This window comes from Brachyspira sp. SAP_772 (genome assembly GCF_009755885.1).
Taxonomy (GTDB): Bacteria; Spirochaetota; Brachyspiria; order Brachyspirales; family Brachyspiraceae; genus Brachyspira.
Map to the genome: position 1 here is coordinate 874,375 of NZ_VYIX01000001.1, position 20,499 is coordinate 894,873.

Annotated in this window: 19 protein-coding genes; 9 read left to right on the top strand and 10 right to left on the bottom strand. The window is 27.8% G+C overall.

Annotated elements, in window-relative coordinates:
- Nucleotides 1-23: 23 nt before the first annotated feature.
- Genes GQX97_RS03795 through GQX97_RS03810 form a run of 4 tightly spaced genes read right to left on the bottom strand, consistent with a single transcriptional unit; the run spans nt 24 to nt 3,953 of the window.
- On the bottom strand, nt 24-890 hold the full coding sequence (locus GQX97_RS03795) for a M23 family metallopeptidase (RefSeq protein ID WP_157150614.1): 867 nt from the start codon (nt 888-890) through the stop codon (nt 24-26).
- Nucleotides 887-2,056: a hypothetical protein gene (locus GQX97_RS03800; RefSeq protein WP_157150615.1), complete on the bottom strand. Its 1,170-nt coding sequence runs from the start codon at nt 2,054-2,056 to the stop codon at nt 887-889. The genes GQX97_RS03795 and GQX97_RS03800 overlap by 4 nt, the downstream gene beginning before the upstream one ends.
- 8 nt (nt 2,057-2,064) lie before the next feature.
- On the bottom strand, nt 2,065-3,246 hold the full coding sequence (locus GQX97_RS03805) for a M23 family metallopeptidase (protein ID WP_157150616.1): 1,182 nt from the start codon (nt 3,244-3,246) through the stop codon (nt 2,065-2,067).
- Nucleotides 3,247-3,269: 23 nt separating this feature from the next.
- A complete protein-coding gene (locus GQX97_RS03810) occupies nt 3,270-3,953 on the bottom strand; it encodes a lipopolysaccharide assembly protein LapB (RefSeq protein ID WP_157150617.1) in 684 nt (227 codons plus the stop codon).
- Nucleotides 3,954-4,170: 217 nt separating this feature from the next.
- Between GQX97_RS03810 and GQX97_RS03815 the strand changes: the two genes are divergently transcribed.
- The 5 genes from GQX97_RS03815 to GQX97_RS03835 are packed head-to-tail and all read left to right on the top strand — an operon-like array spanning nt 4,171 to nt 9,508.
- A complete protein-coding gene (locus GQX97_RS03815; protein ID WP_157150618.1) occupies nt 4,171-4,935 on the top strand; it encodes a ParA family protein in 765 nt (254 codons plus the stop codon).
- A 29-nt stretch (nt 4,936-4,964) separates the two neighbouring features.
- Nucleotides 4,965-5,471 (top strand): GNAT family N-acetyltransferase, encoded by a 507-nt coding sequence (locus GQX97_RS03820; RefSeq protein WP_157150619.1) that lies wholly within the window; start codon nt 4,965-4,967, stop codon nt 5,469-5,471.
- Nucleotides 5,472-5,508: 37 nt separating this feature from the next.
- The gene (locus GQX97_RS03825) at nt 5,509-6,456 is read left to right on the top strand and encodes a ParB/RepB/Spo0J family partition protein (RefSeq protein WP_157150620.1); all 948 of its coding nucleotides are present in this window, start codon (nt 5,509-5,511) and stop codon (nt 6,454-6,456) included.
- 10 nt (nt 6,457-6,466) lie between these two features.
- The gene (locus tag GQX97_RS03830; protein WP_157150621.1) at nt 6,467-7,651 is read left to right on the top strand and encodes a DUF4384 domain-containing protein; all 1,185 of its coding nucleotides are present in this window, start codon (nt 6,467-6,469) and stop codon (nt 7,649-7,651) included.
- Nucleotides 7,652-7,711: 60 nt separating this feature from the next.
- Nucleotides 7,712-9,508 (top strand): methyl-accepting chemotaxis protein, encoded by a 1,797-nt coding sequence (locus GQX97_RS03835; RefSeq protein ID WP_157150622.1) that lies wholly within the window; start codon nt 7,712-7,714, stop codon nt 9,506-9,508.
- A gap of 4 nt (nt 9,509-9,512) precedes the next feature.
- Here GQX97_RS03835 and GQX97_RS03840 read toward each other — a convergent pair whose 3' ends face one another.
- The 4 genes from GQX97_RS03840 to GQX97_RS03855 form a co-directional block, all read right to left on the bottom strand.
- Nucleotides 9,513-10,550, bottom strand: coding sequence for a mechanosensitive ion channel family protein (locus tag GQX97_RS03840; RefSeq protein WP_157150623.1), 1,038 nt, complete (start codon nt 10,548-10,550; stop codon nt 9,513-9,515).
- Between the two features lie 79 nt (nt 10,551-10,629).
- Nucleotides 10,630-12,570, bottom strand: a complete 1,941-nt coding sequence (locus tag GQX97_RS03845; RefSeq protein ID WP_157150624.1) for a heavy metal translocating P-type ATPase — start codon at nt 12,568-12,570, stop codon at nt 10,630-10,632.
- Nucleotides 12,557-12,940, bottom strand: a complete 384-nt coding sequence (locus GQX97_RS03850) for a helix-turn-helix transcriptional regulator (RefSeq protein ID WP_157150625.1) — start codon at nt 12,938-12,940, stop codon at nt 12,557-12,559. The genes GQX97_RS03845 and GQX97_RS03850 overlap by 14 nt, the downstream gene beginning before the upstream one ends.
- Nucleotides 12,941-13,105: 165 nt before the next feature.
- Nucleotides 13,106-14,488, bottom strand: coding sequence for a sodium-dependent transporter (locus GQX97_RS03855; RefSeq protein WP_157150626.1), 1,383 nt, complete (start codon nt 14,486-14,488; stop codon nt 13,106-13,108).
- Between the two features lie 205 nt (nt 14,489-14,693).
- Between GQX97_RS03855 and GQX97_RS03860 the strand changes: the two genes are divergently transcribed.
- From GQX97_RS03860 to GQX97_RS03870, 3 genes are all read left to right on the top strand, one after another.
- Nucleotides 14,694-15,140, top strand: coding sequence for a YaaR family protein (locus GQX97_RS03860; protein WP_157150627.1), 447 nt, complete (start codon nt 14,694-14,696; stop codon nt 15,138-15,140).
- Nucleotides 15,137-15,838 (top strand): tRNA (adenosine(37)-N6)-threonylcarbamoyltransferase complex dimerization subunit type 1 TsaB, encoded by a 702-nt coding sequence (gene tsaB, locus GQX97_RS03865; RefSeq protein WP_157150628.1) that lies wholly within the window; start codon nt 15,137-15,139, stop codon nt 15,836-15,838. The genes GQX97_RS03860 and tsaB overlap by 4 nt, the downstream gene beginning before the upstream one ends.
- Before the next feature lie 123 nt (nt 15,839-15,961).
- Entirely contained in the window at nt 15,962-18,088 is a 2,127-nt protein-coding gene (locus GQX97_RS03870) for a methyl-accepting chemotaxis protein (protein WP_157150629.1), read from the top strand.
- 77 nt (nt 18,089-18,165) lie between these two features.
- On the opposite strand, the gene mnmH is transcribed toward GQX97_RS03870, so the two are convergent.
- The gene (gene mnmH / locus GQX97_RS03875; protein ID WP_157150630.1) at nt 18,166-19,185 is read right to left on the bottom strand and encodes a tRNA 2-selenouridine(34) synthase MnmH; all 1,020 of its coding nucleotides are present in this window, start codon (nt 19,183-19,185) and stop codon (nt 18,166-18,168) included.
- A gap of 24 nt (nt 19,186-19,209) precedes the next feature.
- On the bottom strand, nt 19,210-19,992 hold the full coding sequence (locus GQX97_RS03880) for a class I SAM-dependent methyltransferase (RefSeq protein WP_157150631.1): 783 nt from the start codon (nt 19,990-19,992) through the stop codon (nt 19,210-19,212).
- 226 nt (nt 19,993-20,218) lie between these two features.
- Here GQX97_RS03880 and groES point away from each other — a divergent pair, with 226 nt between their 5' ends.
- Complete coding sequence (groES, locus tag GQX97_RS03885) at nt 20,219-20,485, top strand: co-chaperone GroES (RefSeq protein ID WP_013245179.1); 267 nt, start codon at nt 20,219-20,221, stop codon at nt 20,483-20,485.
- Nucleotides 20,486-20,499: the final 14 nt, after the last annotated feature.

The window sequence follows — 20,499 nt, forward strand, 5'->3', positions numbered from 1 at the left end:
TCAATACTTTACATATTATTTAACTAGTGAAAATTCACACTCCTAGTAAGCACTACACTCTTATCATCAAAATCTGTAACCTCAGCTCTAAAAACATATTTGCCTCGCTTAGGTATAAAAGTGCCTCCCCTATAATAATGAGAATCAACCCCATAAACATCTTCAAACCTATAATTTGGTGATATATAATAAACATTATTCTGCTTGATAAAATAAGTAAAATCATAATCTCTAAGCAAATCATCATTCATATATATTTTTACCCTCTTAAGCCCCATAGGAATACTTCCAAGTAAATCATAAGCCTTAACAAATAATCTTATCTCATCATTATACCTTATAGACATATTATCTTTTATCTGTATCAATCTATTTTCTGTTCTTAAATATATACCATGTATGAGAGGAGATTGATCAGAGCCTTTATTCATATCAAGATAAGCAAGAGGGTCTATAACAAGCCCTTTCCTCATGTCTTCTATTGTAAGATGCAAATGAGCACCACCAGAACGTCCAGTATTGCCTGTTAAAGCAAGAATATCATTTTCTGTAACTTTGGCATAATTTTTCTCTATGCTTCCATCATCTATATGATAATAATAACTTCTAATGCCTTCAGAATGCTCTACTATTAGAGTATTGCCTACTCCATATACTGGTCTTGTAGGGTCTTCATCAAAATCAGAATAATGCACTATCTCCCCATCTGCTATAGGATATATAGGCATTCTATTTCCTCCAAAATCTACCCCATTATGAAAATGGTCTGTTCTAAACTCACCAAATGTACTTGTTATCCTAATCTTATTTTCATCAATAGGAATCCTAGCAAAAACTATTGCTTGAATAAATAAAATAAATATTAAAACAAAAAAACTTTTTTTTATCATAACTTCACTCTCTTATAAGCATATATCATTTTATCGCTTACTATCATATATTCATTATACTCTGTGGATATATCAACATAATAAACCCAAGCATTTATATTTTTTTCAAATATAATCTCTTCAAGTTTATTGTCATATATAAGCACCTCACTATTTCCAGCTTTAGAAACACTCATTATAGTGGAATTAGTTTCCGCATTAAGCTTCATATTAACAGCATTAAGCATATTATATTTTTCTATATTTATTCTGTTAATCTCTTTGCCATTGTTTAGAGAATATATTATAATGTCTCTGTCTGCAAGCATAAAAGCACGCATAGATTTTTCACTCACATAAGAAGATACATGCTTTCTTCTGTTTAAAGTTGTATCTAAATACCATAATGATTTGCCCTTAGAATCATACAAAGTAATATACTCTGGTCTAATGCCGCTAATAGATAAAGCAAAACTTCCATACTCGCTTAAAGCAACAGATTTTACTATATTTATTTCGCTAAGTATTGTAGATATGCTGTAATCCATCTGCCCATTTCTATTTATATACGCTATATCACCACTTGAAAAACCAGATATATAATCTCCCGTATATGAAGCAAAAGCACCATCTGTAATAATTTCTCCATATTGTATATGTTTGCTTAGAGGGTTATTATCATAATCAAACATCTGCACTTTAGAGTTATCGCTTGAATGATAAATGCTCCTATTCGCATAAGGCGACATCTCTGGGTATATAGAAGTATTAGTACGCCATAAAATATCTCCGCTGCTGTTGTAGCATTCTATAACATTGCCGTATCTTTTATACTTGATAAAATATCCATTATTTAATGAAGCTAATTCACCAGCAGATAAATTAGTGTAGTAAAAAGTTCTGCCTTTAGAATCAAAATAGTGAATTATACCCTCAGGTTTTGAAAAGAAATTATGCTTAAAAGTGCCCTCTATAGTATAGTTATTATCATTAACAGGATCTAATGTAGAAGTTATTTCTTTATTCCATACATTAATTATGTTATATTCTTCATTAAGCCTATTAGTGCCGAATATAAATATAAACAATAAAACTAAAATAAAAGCACTTATTAAAGTTAAATATCTAATAACAAAAGGTTCAGCATTATGTATATTTTTTACATCTATAGTTTTAAAATCGCTCATTAAAAAAATTACTTTAACTCCGTTAAAACTTTTACATTAAATTTAGTAGGCTTATCTAATATACTCAAAGGGTCAAAAGTCATGTTCCCTGCTCTCATCTCCCAATGGCAATGAGGCCCTGTAGACATACCAGTAGAACCTATAAGCCCAATAATATCACCTTTTTTTACATACTGCCCCTCTTTAGCTATAAGCTTAGACATGTGAAAATAACTGCTGTAAACACCCTGTCCATGATCTATAACAACGCAATTTCCTCTTACAAATAATTCTCTAGATACTCTAACAACTCCATTGTTAGCAGCAATTATTGGAGTACCGTTGGTGTTTGCAATATCAAAGCCTTGATGGTATCTAGCATAATCTTTAGTATATCCTCTAAAAGCACCAAATGCAGAAGAATATCTTCCTTGTGCAGGCATTATATAAACACTGTCTGCATAATTTGTTGGTGTATAGCTTATATAAATTTTTCCGTTAAGAAGCTCTCTTTCTTCTTTGGATTTTTGAGGGTTACTTATAATATTTTTCATAGTACTTGTAACGCCCGGTATCTGTTTAGGTTTTGGAGGAGGAGGCGTAAAATCTAAATCAATATCTAAAGCCACTGTAGCTATAGTTTTATCTTTAAGTTCAACATTTGATTGAAACTGATATTTCTTATCTTGAGAGCCTACATATATTCCAAACACACTCTTATAAACTTTCATATTATCACTTGCATCTTCTAATTCAAAAAATTTTACTATAGGTCTTGCACTTCCCATAAGTTTTGCATTTTTTATTTTTACATCATCTTTGGAAGTTACATAAATAGTAGAAACTTTACCAGCATAAAACGGATAAGGATCAACATAAACTTTTAAATCTTTGTCATAATTTTTAAAATCATTGATAGAGTCAAATTGATTAGCTCTAGTATAATAAACACCATTAACTAAATTAATCTCTCCTCCGTCTTTTATAGAAATAGATGTACTGTCTGATAAATAATAATATTTATTTTTTATTTTTATCTCAGCAAAAGCATTTTTTGAAGTTTTAATAGTGTCTCCATCATAAACTTTATTGCTAAAACTAGTATTTTTACCATCTCTCAAAACTTCTATCTTTCCAGCATATTTCAAATCATACTGAGAATATAATGATAAAGATAATAAAAAAACAAAAAACACTATATAATTTTTCATAAATATTAAACCTCCAAAAAATATTACATCTTATAATTGTCAAGCTGCAAAAGATGTTCTTTTATATCTTTATTAGAAGGAGCCATCTCAAATGCTTTAGTAAGATAATTTTTAGCATTAGTAATATCTTTTTTCTTAAAATAAGCCCAGCCTAAAGAATCTAAATATGCAGGATTGGAAGGATCTTTCTGTAATGCTTTTTTTATCTCTTCTATTCCTTCATCTATATTAATATCACTATCAACCAATATAAACCCTAATGAGTTTCTAGCATTTGGACTTTCTCCATCTAAAGCGAGAGCCTTTCTTAAATACTCTATAGCTTTTCTAGAATTTTTTTTCTTGTAATAAACATACCCAAGCACAGAATAAATTTGAGTATTTTCTATATCATAAGATAAAGCATCAAGAAGTTCAAACTCAGCCAAATCATACATTTCTCTAATAGCATATATATAACCAACAATAACATGTGCCTGCATCATTCTAAGAGGATTATCAAGTCTTCTTAAAATCTTATCAAAAACTTCAAGTGTCTTATCATAATCTTGCATCTGAGCATAAGATAAAGCAAGGTGGTATCCAGATTCTACATCATTGTTTTCAGCAAATATCTTTTCTAAAGACTCTATTGCCTCTTTATAGTTCTCGTTTCTAAATAGTTTTATACCCTCTTCTAATTCTACTTTTCCAGAACCTATACTCATATACACTCCTATTGTTTTGTTATCATATTATTTTATATTTATAATGAAAAAATCTCAATATATTTACAAAAAAAGTTAACATATTTAAATAAATATATCATCAATACATAATTTTATAAAAAACAAAATTATTATATTCTAGTATGTTATAATTTATTAAAACCTTGATAAAATATATACTTTTGTTATAATATAATAATTTTAAGGGTTATTTTATATGTCTAAAATTATATCAATAGTAAATCAAAAAGGCGGCGTTGGCAAAACAACAACAGCTGTTAATTTAAGTTCTATAGTAGCATCTATGGGATATAAAACTTTATTAATCGATATAGACCCGCAAGCTAATGCCTGTTTGGGTATAGGTGTTACAAGAGATAAAATGGAATATGGCATATACGACATTTTAATCGGAGAAGCTGATATAGAACAAGTAATAATAAAAACATATCAAGAAAATCTTTATCTCATACCATCAGATTCTGATTTAGTAGGTGCTCAAATAGAATTAGTAAGTGAAATAGGAAGAGAATACAAATTAAAAAAAGCTTTAGAAAATATAAGAAATGATTATGATTATATATTTATTGATTGTCCTCCTACTTTAGGTATTCTCACTTTAAATGCTCTCACTGCATGTGATTCTGTACTTATACCAATACAATGCGAGTTTTATGCTTTAGACGGAGTTGGCGAACTTAATAATACTATATCTTTAGTGAAAGAAAATTTAAACCAAAATCTAGATATAGAAGGCGTATTATTAACAATGTATGACGGAAGAACTAATCTTAGCAATGATGTTGTTAGAGAGGTTGTCAATTATTTTAAAGATAAAACTTATAAGACTATGATACCTAGAAATGTGCGTTTGAGTGAGGCTCCATCTTATGGAAAAGCTATTACTGATTATGATAAAGAATGTATTGGTGCTAGGAGCTATAAAGAGTTTGCAAAAGAGTTTATAGAAAGGGCTAAATAATTATATTTTTTAGTATTAGGAATTACTATATGAATGATATTGTTTTGGAAAATTTAAAAGAAGAAGATATTTGTATGTTTAAAAATAAATTACAGGAATCTTTTATATTTGGTGCCAAAAAGTATTTTGAAGAAAATATATCAAATAAAATTCCTCAAGAGAAAGTTATTGATGAAGTATTAAATTTAGAAGGAGTACATTCTTATCATTTAGTTCTTAATAATGAAAAAATTGGAGGAGCTATAGTAGAAATAAATAATGAAACTAATAATAATAAACTTCATTTCTTTTTTATATATCCAGAACACCAAAATAAAAAAATAGGATATTTATCTTGGAAAGCTATAGAAAATAAATATCCAAATACAAAAACTTGGACATGTTATACTCCATATTTTAACAAACATAATATTAATTTTTATATAAATAAATGCGGTTTTTATATAGTTGCTTTTTATAATCAATATAATAAACTTGAAGGAATGGATGGCGGTCCTAAAGAGTTTTTTAAATTTGAAAAAGCTGTAAATAACTAATATAATTTATTAGTTAAATAAAATTAAAAGGATTTATATGAGCAGAAAAGGCGGACTTGGCGGTCAGGGTATGAATGCCTTAATAAAATCTACCGATAAAGAAATAAAAAAAGCTGTTGAAGAAGCTGAAAAAAATGGAATATTAGAAATAGATATATCACTTATAGATGTTAATCCAGATCAGCCTAGAAAGGTTTTTAATGAAGAAGAAATTAAAGGGCTTGCTGAATCTATAAAAGAAAATGGGCTTATAAACCCTGTTACATTAAGAGAAAAAGATGGGAAATATCAAATAATATCTGGGGAGAGAAGATTTAGAGCATTTAAATATCTAAATAAAGATAAAGTACCAGCATTAGTATTAAAAAATATACCAGACTCCAAAATGCTCGAACTTACACTTGTAGAAAATATTCAAAGAGCAGATTTAAACGCAATAGAAATAGCAAGAAGCTACAAAAAATTAATATATGATTTAAATATCAAACAAGAAGAATTGGCTAATAGAGTTGGTAAAAGCAGAAGCACTATTTCAAACTCTATGAGAATATTAGAGTTAAATGAAAATATACAAAACTTAATATTAGAAAACAAACTTACAGAAGGACATGCTAGAACAATACTTTCTTTTAGTGACAATGATGAAGAGAGAGATTTATTTGCAAAAGAAATAATAGAAAAAGGATATTCTGTAAGAGAATGTGAAAAAATAGTAAAAGAAAAAAAAGAAGTAGTAAAAGATAATAATGATACTCAAAATCAAAATGTAAAAAAAGAACATAAAAAAGACCCTAATATAAAAAAATTAGAAAATGATTTGGAGAAAATATTTTCTACAAAAGTTAATGTAATAGATAAAGAAGGCAAAGAAGGTAAAATTATAATAGAATATTATAGTGCTGATGATTTATCTAGAATAATGGATATACTCGATAATGTTCATAATATTAATACCAACTCTATTAAGCATACTATAGAATATTAGGAGATATTTTTTGAAATTAAAAGTTCTAATTATATTGCTGTTAAATATATTTTGTTTATATTCAAGAGAACAATTAAAAATATCTATAGTAGATTTGAACTATGAATTAAAAAATAACTCTCCTTTAAGAAAAGATATTGTAAGAACACTAAATCGTTTTGCCTACCTAAAACACCCCTACACTATCACAGTAGATAGAGCTAAAAAACGCTTATTCAAAACAGATGAATTAACATTAGAGCAGGGGCTCACTGTAGCATCAAATTTAAAAGTGAATGTTGCAATTATAATGGACAGCGAACTAAAACTAAAAAATACTAATAATATATCAACTAATAATTTAGCTACAAACAATATAACAAATATATTACTAACAAATGAAAATATTCAATCTTACTCTAATGAAATATCAAATGCATTAGATAAAATAAATGATTCAGAAAAAAAAGAATTAAATGATATAATAGAAGAAAAATTAGGAGACCCTTCAAACACTAATAACACAGCAACAAATCAGTATGAACTTTTTTATAACTTCACAGTAATAGATATAACAAAAAATGAAACTCTAAAAGAATATAAGTCTATAGCATCAAATCAGGCTAATTCTAAAGTTAATGAAATTGGAACTTATTTAGAATTTTATTTTGCCAAAAGCTTATTAGATTCCATTACCAATGAAAATAGTGATATTAATTTAAACTTTGAAATAGAGAGAATTACATCAAGCAATGAAAGTATTATTATAAAAAATAGCGGTGAAATAATAGAAAATGAAACATTTAAAATAAAATTTAATTCAACAGAGGATGGTTATTTATATATATTAGCCTTACAAAATGACGGCAATATTATCTTAATGCATCCTAATGATTTTAATAATTATGTAGAAAACAATAATGTTCAAAAAAACAATATTGATTCTAATATAGAATATACCATTCCTCCAGAAGATTCTATTTTTAAAATGGTTGTTTCTGCTCCGTTTGGTTTGGATAGTTTTTACGCTATATTTTTGAAAAATGAAGCTATATGGTTAGAAGAGCAATATTTTAGCGGAGAAGGGTTTAAATCTGGAAATAAAACTAGACTTGCTGAAATGGTGACAAAATTAAAATCTTCTCTCAAATTAAAACTTTCTAATGATTGGCAAATATCTAAAATATATATTACTTCTAAACCAGAAATTCAATAAATTTGCATTTTTTCATATCTGTATTATAATTTCATAATATTTTTAATTTTAGGATTTGCAATGAAAAAAGGTTTAATGTTTAAGTTTATTTTAACTTTTTCAATATTTTTATTTACATCATTTATATTAATATATATTATTTATAAACCAATATATATAAATAAATTTTTAAAAGAAAAACATTTTCAAACCCTAAACTTAAAAAATATAACTGAAGGACAAATTAACGAAATAAAAAACACAGTAAACACAGTAGTAAATAACCTCGAAGCAAACCCTAATATAGAAACCATAGGAAACTTTTTTACCAATATTGCTAAATCACATACAGGTTATTTAAATGTATATTATGGTGAAACAGTTCCATATTCTCAAGGCGGTATTTTTATTAATACATTAACCGAATATGATCGCTCTTATGATCAAACTTCAAGAGATTGGTATAAAAGTGCTGTTTTAACTAATGATGTTTATATAAGCGAACCTTATATAGATTTTATAGTAAATGAACTTACTGTTACATTTAGTAAGGCTGCTTATACTAATAATTCTTTAGTTGGGGTATTTGCTATAGATTTTACAGATATTAATGGAATAGTTGAAAATGCAAAAAGCAATTTTGATGGTGAATGTAATATAGTATCAAAAGAAGGAATTTATATAACGCATGATGACAAGAACTATTTATTAAATAAAGACAATAATTTATTTACAGACCCATTATTTACTGATTTTAAAGACAATTTTTCTTCACACTTCAATGAGATAAAAATATACAAAAATCAATGGTACAGCATACAAACTCTCTCTAACGCTCCTTGGATAATTGTTTTTAAGGGAGATGCTAGAAGTATTAATATTCAATTTCATTTAATAATGCTTATTATACTATTAATTATGATAGCTTTAATTATTATTGAAGCTTTACTTATATCAAAAGTAATTAAGCCTTTAAATCATTCTATAGAAATAATAGACTTAATGAAAGAAGGCAATTTTAATAGTAACTTCAATAAAAAAGATTTAGCATTAAAAGATGAGTCAGGCCATTTAACTAATTCTTTAAATGATATGCAAGACAAAATTTCTCAAATAGTCTATGGCATAAAATCACATATGGACGGCATTAAAAACTCTACAGCTCAAATATCTGACGGTATTTATAATTTATCTGATAGAACTTCATCTCAGGCTGCTGCTATAGAGGAAATAACAAGTTCTATAGAAAGCCTTTTTAACTCAATATCTGAAACATCAAAACATAGCAATTTAGCAAAAGATATGGGTATAAAAGTAGCAGATTATTCAAAAAGCGGAGTTGAAGCAGTAAATAAAATATCTAATAATATGTATGATATATCATCTTCAAGCAAAGAGATTTCAAATATTACAAAACTTATACAAGACATTGCCTTACAAACAAATATTTTAGCATTAAATGCCGCAGTAGAAGCAGCCCGTGCTGGTGAACAAGGTAAGGGATTTGCTGTAGTTGCTTTAGAAATTAGAAACTTAGCTAATAATGTTAATGAGGCAGCAGGTAATATAACCAACATTATAGAAAAAACTTTATCTAAAATAGATGTAGGATATGAATCTGTTACACACTCTTTAGAGATACTTTCAAAAATAGAAAACTCAGCTAATGAAGTATCTAATATTCTTTTGGAAGTATATAATTCTGTATCTACAGAAGAGAACAGTGTAAAAGAAATTAATTTAGCTATGAATGAATTAAATACTATAACTCAAGAAAACTCACAGCTTGTTCATCAAAGTTCTATTTTGGGCAAAGAAGTAGCAGATGATACTTTAAATGTGCATAATAAGTTAGAGTATTTTAAATTAAAGCCTTAAACATTTACTCTTTACTAAGATAAACTGTTGTTGAAGGGAATGCAAAGTTAGCATTAATCTTAGCAAACTCTTCTACTAGTTTATAGTTAATGCTTTCTACAACTTTTACAAATTCAGCATAGTCTGAAACATTAACATAATATATAACTTCAAAATTTAATGAGGAATCAGCAAACTCTACAAATCTTGCACTAGAAAATGTGGTAGAGCTTTCACTTTCAATAATACTTTTAACTAAATCAGGTATTTTTTTCAGTGTTTCTAATGGAGTGGAATATTCAACCCCCAATACCATATATTTTCTTCTTCTTTCTAATACCCTATAGTTTTGTATTCTTGAAGCTAGTAAATTAGTATTAGATATTAAAAGCTGCTCTCCTGTGTTTCTTCTTATACGAGTAGATTTTATTCCAATATACTCAACAGTACCTAAATCTTGGTCAATCTGTATAAAATCACCTTTCAAAAAAGGTTTATCAAAAACTATAACAAAATAATTGAATAAGTCAGCTATTATACTCTGAGCAGCAAATGCAACAGCCACACCGCCAATACCAAGACCAGTAATAAATGTAGTAACATTAACTCCCACATTTGAAAGTATAGTTAAAATACCAACTATCCATACTACAACTTTTGTTAAAGTAATTATACCGTCAGATAAAATAACATTTTTTCTCTGCGATAAATAATTATCTGTAAAATTGGTTATAACATCACATATAAATAATACAGAGAAAACAATTATACATACAGCTAATATTTTACCCCAATATCCTCCTAATACCTTAGGCAATACTAATGTAGATTTTGCTATAGCTAAAGAAGCCACCAATATAACAGGTAAACTTCTCTTTCTTACACTTCTTGCTAAAGCGAAAAAAAATGAATTCTGAAATTTAACATTTACCTTTAATAATAGTCTTACTAAAATTAGAAGGCTAATTCTCATTATAGCAAAACTTCCAATAAATAATGCCAAAGAAATTAAATATTTAAATAAGCTGTTTCCATAAAAAACTGTCTCTTTTAGGTATTCCATTAGAACTCCAAACTAATTGTTTTCATCATATTATATATGTATTTTTAAATATTTAAATATTAAAATATAAAAAATATAATTAATGATTATGCCCACAGTCACAGCTTGTTACTTTTATATCTATATTTTTAGCACTTACATTTTCAATATTTGATTTCTCACCTATTGGATAAAGAAGCCTCAAAGCATTAAGTACAACTATAACTGTAACACCAGTATCAGCAAATATCGCAAGAGCTATAGAAGCAAGCCCAAAAGCTCCTAATATTATAGCACCAAATTTAATTACTAAAGCAAGCAATATATTTTCTAAAACAACAATATGATTCTTTTTAGCAAGTTTAATAATAGCAGCAACTTTTGAAGGCTTATCATCCATTATAATAACATCAGCATTTTCTATAGCAGCATCAGAGCCAAGCCCGCCCATAGCAATACCAATATCAGCACGTGCCAAAGAAGGAGCATCGTTTATACCGTCACCTACAAATATTGAAACTTTACTCTCTTTCATCATACCTTCTAATACATTTACTTTCTCTTCAGGTAAACAACCTCCATTAAATGATTGTATATTATTCTCTTTTGCAAATGAGCTAACACGTTCTATATTATCGCCGCTAATTAATGCAGTTTCTATATTCATAGAGTTTAATAAATCAATAGCCTCTTTAGTATCTTCTTTTATAATATCATCAATATAAAAAGCACCCGCATATTTACCATCTATTGAAAGATAAACATTAAATTTATTGTTAATATCATCTGGAAGATTTATATTATTTTGTTTTAATAAATCAAGCTTTCCTATTAAAATATTTTTGCCTTCAATAATTGATGCTGAGCCTTTACCTCTAATATCTTTATGTGATGTTATTAGGCTTTCATTTATATTATGATTTTTTTTGTAATGCTCTACTATAGATATTGCTATAGGGTGAGAAGAGCCTATTTCTGCCAAAGCAGCATATTTAATTAATGTATCATCATCATATATACCAGCATTCTCTATCTCTCTTATATAAAACTTACCTTTAGTGAGAGTTCCTGTTTTGTCAAATATTACCTTTTTAGTTTGAGCAAGCAAATCTAAAAATACTCCGCCTTTAACCATTATACCAAATTTAGAAGCTCGTCCTATAGAAGCAAAATATGTTAAAGGAATACCAACCATAAAAGCACAAGGACAAGAAACTACAAGTAATGTAAGCGAACGGGCAAACCAATCATTAAAAAACTCTCTTCCATATACTATAGTAGGTATTATAGTAAGCAAAATAGCACCAAATACAACTATAGGAGTATATATTCCAGCAAACTTTGTAATGAATTGTTCTATGTTAGCTTTTCTATTTTGAGATTCTTGAACTAATTTTAGTATTTTTGCTATTGAAGACTCTGCATACACTCTAATTACTTTTGCTTTTATACTGCTTTCTCCGTTTATAGTGCCAGCTAAAATTTCATCATTAACCTTTACATCTTTTGGCATGCTCTCTCCGGTTAAAGCTTTAGTATCAAGCCAGCTTTCCCCTTCATAAATAACAGCATCTAAAGGCACTTTCTCAAAAGGATTAATCAATATATTGTCATTTATATTAACTTTTGAAATATCAACTTTTTGTATACTTCCGTCTTCTTTTATGATATTAGCAAAATCTGCCCTTATGGACATAAGTGCTGCTATTGTTCTTTTAGATTTATCAACTGCCATATCTTCAAAATATTCACCTATTCTGTAGAAAAGAAGTACTGCCAAAGCTTCAGGTAATTGATGAAGTATTATAGCACCAACTGTAGCAATGCTCATAAGAAAACTCTCTCTCATAAACTTGCCCTTAACAAAATCTAATACAGCATTTTTAAAAACTTCTCTGCCTAAAATAAAATAAGGTATAAAAAATATTATATATTCTACTACACCATGAATTTTATTATGCAAAGCATTAAGTAAAACTAAAACAACTAATGAAATAGTAATTTCACTAATAAATAAAATTTTTTCTTTATTCTTTAACATGCTCATACCCCCAAGCATAAATTTTTTCTATATGTTCATCATCAAGCCTATAAAATACATGAAGCCCAATTTTTCTTTTTTTCACTACCCTAGCCTGCCATAACATCTTTAAATGCTGAGACACAGAAGGCTGCTTCATATCAAGCAAAGATACTAATTCATGAACGCATAACTCCTTTTCACTTAAAACAGATATTATTTTCAGCCTAGTAGGGTCAGAAAATACGGAAAAGAAATTAGCTAAAACCGAAAACTCATCATCATTTGGAAGTTTTGGTATAAAAGAAGATATATTCTCTTCTTTTGTGTTAATTTCACAATTATCTTCATAGCTTTCTATAAAGTTTTGTTGTTTATTATTTTTTTTCATAAAAACCTATCTCTATATAACTATATTATAATATAATAATATACTTATATAAAAAAATGTCAATACCTAAATATAAAAAAAGGAGAGTATAATATCTATACTCCCCAAAAAAATTGTCTATTGTTTTTATGTATCAGCTTATTTAATATTCATAAACTAATTTGTTCAAGAAAACTTAACAATATAGTTAATTATAAATATTATAAAGATTATTACAGGAAGAACATAAGTTATATAAACTCTTGTAAATTGAGGAAATTTAATCCCCATACCCATATCAGCTTCCTTTATAAAATTATCCCATCCCCAACCATACTTAGAAACACAAAATATTATTATATATATTCCTCCAAGCTCAACTAAATTATATGTAACAATGAAGTCATATAAATCTAAAAAACTAGTTCCATTTCCCATAGGTTGTATAAAAGATAATACATTAAAGCCTAATGCCGTAGTAGAACCTAAAACAAATACTACAATACCAACTATCACTGAAGATATATTTCTTTTTAAGTTAAACTCAGACATAGTAAAAGCAATCAAGTTTTCAAATACAGTTATAACAGTAGTAAGTGCCGCCATTGATAAAAATACAAAGAAGAGTACTCCCCAAACTCTAGATAAAGGCATAGAATTAAATATATTAGGTAAAGTAACAAAAGCAAGCCCCGGTCCCTCTCCCGGATTAACCCCAAAAGCAAAACTTGCAGGAAATATAACCAAACCAGACAAGAAAGCAATCAAAGTATCCAATACTACTATTATAAGAGTTTCATTTGTTATAGTCCTTTCTTTTCCTATATAGCTTCCAAAAATAGTCATACTTCCTATACCAATACCCAAAGTAAAAAATGCCTGCCCAACAGCTGCATAAACCACTTCAAAAAAGTTTTCTATTCCGCCGTCAAATATTTTACCCAAGTCTGGAAGCAGGTAGAATTTAACCCCCTCAATAGCATTAGGTAAAGTAACAGCCCTTATTATAAGTATCACTACTATTATAAATAAAGAAGACATCATAAACTTAGAGTATTTTTCAACTCCCTTCTGAAGCCCAATAAAACATATTATAGTAGCTAATAAAACCGTTACAAATAAACCAGCAACACTAATATAAGGATTAGAAATAGTAGCCCCAAAAAGCTCTCCAACCCCTTCGGCACTAAGATTATCTACCCTTCCAACTAACATATAAAAAGCGTATATTATGCTCCAACCTGCAACCGTAGTATAAAACATCATAAGTATTAAACAGCCTATTATTTGTACATAACCAATTATATGCCATTTATGCCCATCCTTCTCTAATACCTTATAAGACCCCGCAATATCTCTCTCTCCAGCACGCCCTATACTAAACTCCATTATAAGTATTGGAATACCTACTACTAATAATGATATTATATATATTATAACAAAAGCAGCTCCGCCATATTTTCCAGTGATGTAGGGAAATCGCCATACATTGCCAAGTCCTATAGCACATCCAGCTGATACAAGCAAAAAACCTAATCTACTTGACAATCTCTCCCTTTTGGTATCCATCAAAAAACTCCTTTAATAAAATATTGAATGCTATTATACAACATTACAAAATTACTTCAAGTAGTAATTAAGACTTTTTAAATAAAATTAAAAATAAATAAAGCATTTTTTTTAAAATACGACACTTATTATGTTGCTATTTTTCGTGATATATGTTAGGTTAACATAATATTATTTTAGTTAACATAACTCAAAGGATTTTATTATGAGAGTACAAGAGAGAAGAAATACAGACATAAACTTAAATAATATATTAATGCATCCCGAAACCACATCTGTAAAAGTTGCAACATCATCTTCTTCTTTTGCTGCTATGCTTGAAGAAGAGAGAGAAATTAGAAAATATTCATTAGAATTAGATGAACTAAAAAGACAAATTTATGATGCTGGAAATGCATTAGAAAGAAGTGCTGATATTAAGGATTTTTATAAATTTAGGGATTTAATAACATCTCTTGTAGAAAAATTAATAAAAGATTCATATAAAGTAAGAACCGTATTCTCAAACTTAAAAAGATTCCAAGTAATATCAAAAATAAATGAAGAATTAGATGCTCTATATAGAGAAATTATGAAAGAACAAAAGAATCATATGGCAATAGCAAACAATATGATGAGACTTAAAGGTTTAGTATTAAATTTAATGTCATGAGTAATATATTAGCATTCGACACCGTATCATCAAGCTTTTCTATAGCATTAAAAAAAAATGATGATAGTATAATAGAAATAAATAAAGAAAACATAAAAAACCATAATGAAGAATTACTTCCTATATTAAGTAGTTTTTTAGAGGATAATAAAATATCATTAAATGAAATTGATTGCATAGTAATGGGGATAGGACCGGGCTCATTTACAGCAATTAGAATAGCATTTTCCACAATAAAGACAATATGTTATGCAAAAAACATACCAATTATAGGAGTATCAAGCTTAGACACATTATATCAAAATATAGCATCATATAATGGTGTAAAATTATCCATGATAGATGCAAGAAAAGGAAGTATTTACGCTAATATATATAAAGATAATACAAAAATAAAAGAAAATCTAGATTTAACATATGAAGAAGCAACAAATTTAATAAAAGATATATCAACAAAAGATGATTCTATCACATTATGCGGAGATGGTTTTTCAAAAAATGAATCTTATTTTCTAGAAAATTTGAAAGAATACAAATTAAACAAATTAGACAATTCGTACAATATCATAAAAGCATCAAATTCTATATTAATGTCAATAGAACGCTACAATAAAAAGCAATTTGATAACATATTTTCGTTAAATCCATTATATATAAGAAAAAGTGAAGCAGAAAACAAACTACATATTAAAAAATAATTACATATTTTACGATAATAATAGACGGCATAAAAAAGTATAAAAAACAAGTAAACAATACTTGACTTGATTAAAAATAGTAGTTATTATTATGCAATTAAAAATAGAAAATGGAGTTTAAAAGTGAAAAAATTGCAATCTTTGTCGGTAAAAGTACCTTTATTCGTTACAGCAATTATAACAGTAATGACAACAATACTAGTTGTAATAATATTAAATATAGGTACTCAAGGTATAAGGCAAGGGGCTATATTTGGTTTAGAATCATCTACTAAGATATATTCAAGAATGGTTAATGTATGGTTAAAGCAGGCTATGTTTTTATCTGATTCAATAGCTAAAAGTCATGCTGAGTTAACTCAATACTTAGCTTTAAATACTCCTGAAACTGCTGCTGCTGCTCAAAATATATTAAAAACACTCGCTAACAATAATGATTCATTAAATGGGTTAGCTTTATATGATGCTAATGGAAACATTGTATTAGATAGTGCCGATGGAAAAATTATTAATTCGCCTACTATGGTGAGATTAAATACCACGGAGGCATGGCCTAAAGTAAAGGCTGGGCAAACAGCTATGTATAAAACAGTAATACCTTCTTCTATCACTGAAGGGCTGTATTTGGTAGTTATATTTAGTCCTATAAGAAACTCTGTAGGAACTATAATAGGAAGTGTTGCTATATTAGTAGATTGGTTAGGATTTATAGATGAAGAATTAGAGTTAGTTAAGTTTGGAAATAGCGGACACCCTTTTGTTATAGATACAGATAGAAATGTTATAGCTGACCCTGTTCCTGAACATGTTAGAAATGAAACTCTTAAAAATGCTGATTATATTATTTATGCTTCTGAAAATGAGTCTGGTACTTATGAGTTTAAATCTCCTTTCAATGGTGAAGATTCTTTCTCTGCATTCTATAAAGAACCTATTTCTGATTGGACTATAGTAATGAGTGTGGCATCAAAAGAATTATTTGCTCATACTTATTCTATGAGACTTTATTCTAGAATTGGTACTGTAGTGATATTGATAATTACATGTTTCATAATATTTATGTATATAAGAGGTATTACAGATACATTAAAATTATTATCAAAAGATTTAACAAGACTCTCTGAAGGTGATTTAGATTGGAGTGTACCTGATGGAATATTCAAAAGAAATGATGAGTTTACTATAATAGGTACTGCTATAGCAAGTACATTAGATACTCTTAATGATAAAGTAAAAGGTGTATATCATAGTGCAGATATTGTTAAAGCATCTGCTGAAGAAGTAGCTCAACAAAATATTGAATTATCTAATAGAACAGAAAATCAAGCTTCCGGTCTTGAAGAAACAGCTTCTTCAATGGAAGAGATTGCTTCTACAATAAAAACTTCTGCAGAACATACTGTTGAAGGTAATAATATGATGATTAATTCTCGCCATGCTATAGATGAAGCTGGAAGAATTATTGAAGAGACTACTAAAAATATTGAAGCAGTTTACGAGTCAAGCTCAAAAATCAGTGCTATTACAAAAATAATTGAATCTATTGCTTTCCAAACAAACATACTTGCTTTGAATGCTGCTGTTGAAGCTGCTCGTGCTGGTGAACAAGGCAGAGGATTTGCGGTTGTTGCTTCTGAGGTTAGAAACTTAGCTCAAACTACTCAGGCTTCTGTTAAAGATATTACTACTTTAGTTTCTGATTCTGAAGAGAAAATTGCTACTGCTACTGAAACTGCTAGAGAATCAACTGAGATATTTAGAAACTTAAAAGAACAAATTGAAGAGACTGCTAAAATTATGCAGGATTTAAGTTCTACTGCTATGGAACAACAGGCTGGAGTTGATCAGGTTAATATAGCTATAGCTCAAATGGATATGGCTACTCAGCAAAATGCTGCTTTAGTAGAACAAGCTAGTGCTTCTTCTGAAACTTTATTCTCTCAATCTAAAGAATTATTACACTCTATGGAATTCTTTAAAATAAGAGATGACAGCAAAAAACCCGCAGTGAAACCTAAAACTGATGATAAAAAAGAAGATACAAAATCAAATACTACAGTAAAAAAAGAAGAACCTAAAAAAACTACAACATCATACAAAAAACCAGAGTTAAAAAGCCCATTAAAATCACCAGAATATAATAAAAAACCTTATGAAGAAACTAAACCTGCAAGTGTTTCTTCTGATAAAGAATTTGGTTCTACTTTTAATGCTCCTGTAAATGATGATGATGAGTTTGAATCATTCTAATAAAAGATAAACTAGAAAAAATAAAAGGATTAGCCGGAAATGGTTAATCCTTTTTTATATATAAAATAATAATAAAATCAAATTTTTGAAATTGCAGATACTATATTCTCTATAGTTAAATTACCGCACTCTATATTAATTATCTTATTTTCTTCTTCAATACTTAATCTATAAGCCTTATCATAATAGTACAAAAGCACCACAACACATTCATATATTTTGCCTTCTTCTAATAAAGATAAAGCCTCTCTCATTCTCTCATCGCCAAGACGCTTTTTTATTTTTATTATAGATTCTCTTAAATCATCAATGCTGTATTTACCATAAGTATCTGTTATATATTTAGCTCTCTCTTCTACAGGAACATTTAAATATATAATATTCTCTGGATTTTTCATATTATCAAAAAGCCCTCTAGGTATAGCTCTTTTACCTATGAGCAAACTTTCATCTTCAACCCACAAAACAGAAGCATTATCATATTTACACAATTCATAACATAAATTATTCTCAAACTGCTCCTGACTAGGCTGCTCTCCCTCATTAATCCAACCAAAGGCAGATCCCTTATGTTTAGCAATACCTTCTAAATCTACAACATTGTAGTTTAACTCTTTTAATCTATTAAGTATCAGCGTTTTTTTGCTTCCAGTCCTTCCTGTAACTAAATTAATTTTATATTTTTTATTGTTAAAAGATTCTAAAACATACCTTCTATAACTTTTATATCCTTTATCTAATACATAAACATCATACTTATAATTAGAACATAGCCAAGCAACCGATTCACTTCTCATTCCCCCCCTAAAACAATGCATTAATATAACATTACTTTTAGCTATTTTATCTACCTCTTTTAATATTGTAGCCATTCTGCTTCCAACATATTCAAGCCCCTTTAATATAGCAGCCTCTCTACCCTCTTCTTTATATGCAGTACCAACTATTTTTCTCTCTTCATCATTAAACAAATAAACATTCTTAGCATTAGGCATATGTCCATGATTAAACTCTGAAGGCGAACGCACATCTATAACAGGCAAGTTCTCTTCTCTTTGTAATCTTAAAAACTCTTCTATATCTATTCTTTTTACCATAATTATTACAACTCCAAAAAATAATTACATCATCTTTCCTATAGAAGCTTGCTGACAAAAACTATTATATCTACTATCTCTCACACGTTTTTCAATAACAATCAAACTCTCATAATAAGAAATAGAATAAGCACTATTAGTAAAATTATTAGCCTCTAAATTATCACCTTCTATAGCAGAATATGCATTCAAATAATCTATTAAACTTTTTGTATATTCTATAAATGAATTAGGATTCTTATATCCTCCATTACAATTAGTCCAATATGAAGTATAAACATCTTCACATAAATAAATACCATCATCCTTAATATGCTCATACATCTCTTCAAAAGTAATTTTCTGGTCTTCCATTATATGACTTCCATCATCAATGAGTATATCTAATTTTGGTATTTCTTTTTTTACTTCTCTTAAAAAATCCCTATCATTTTGAGAGCCTATATATATTTTTATATTATCATCTTCAAAACGTTTGCATTTCTCTTTTTTATCAATACCATAAATATTTACTTTAGCACCATTTTTAGAAAAATAATTTTTCCACATCTTTAATGAGCCGCCATAACCTACCCCTATTTCAAGCAAATTAATATCTTTTCCTCTAAATCTTGAAAAATATCTTTCATAAATATCAAAGTAAGATAAATGCTTATAAACAGCCTCTTCTCTATTATCTATAAAATATTTGTGCAAATCTGACTTTTCTTTATTCTCATCATTAATTAAAATATCTCTTAAAATTTCTCTATTGTTATCATCATTATCTCTTATACTAATTGTTTTTTTATCAACTTTAAGCTTCATTATATGATTTATTTAATCCTCCATTTATTATTTGTATTTTATTTTTTATATAATAAATTGTCAATACAAATATAAACATTATTAAAAATAAATATACATAAAAACCGCTATAAATATACTTCTTTTTTTATATTGACTTTTTAACATTTATATTATAAAATAAATAAAAATTTTTAATAATAAAAACCATTTATATAAAACAATATTAAAAAAGGAGAATATTAATATGTCATCTATTAAACCATTAGCAGATAGAGTTCTTTTACAAGTTTTAGAACAAGAAGAAAAAACTTCAAGCGGAATACTTCTTCCAGATACAGCTAAAGAAAAAACTCAAAAAGCAAAAGTAGTTGAAATAGGTTCTAGTAAAGATATACAGGTAAAAAAAGGTGATATAGTTATATACGATAAATATTCTGGTATACAAATAAAAGAAGATAATAAAGAATATTTAATAGTAAAAAATGAAGAAATTGTTGCTATTATAAAATAATAATTAAATTAATG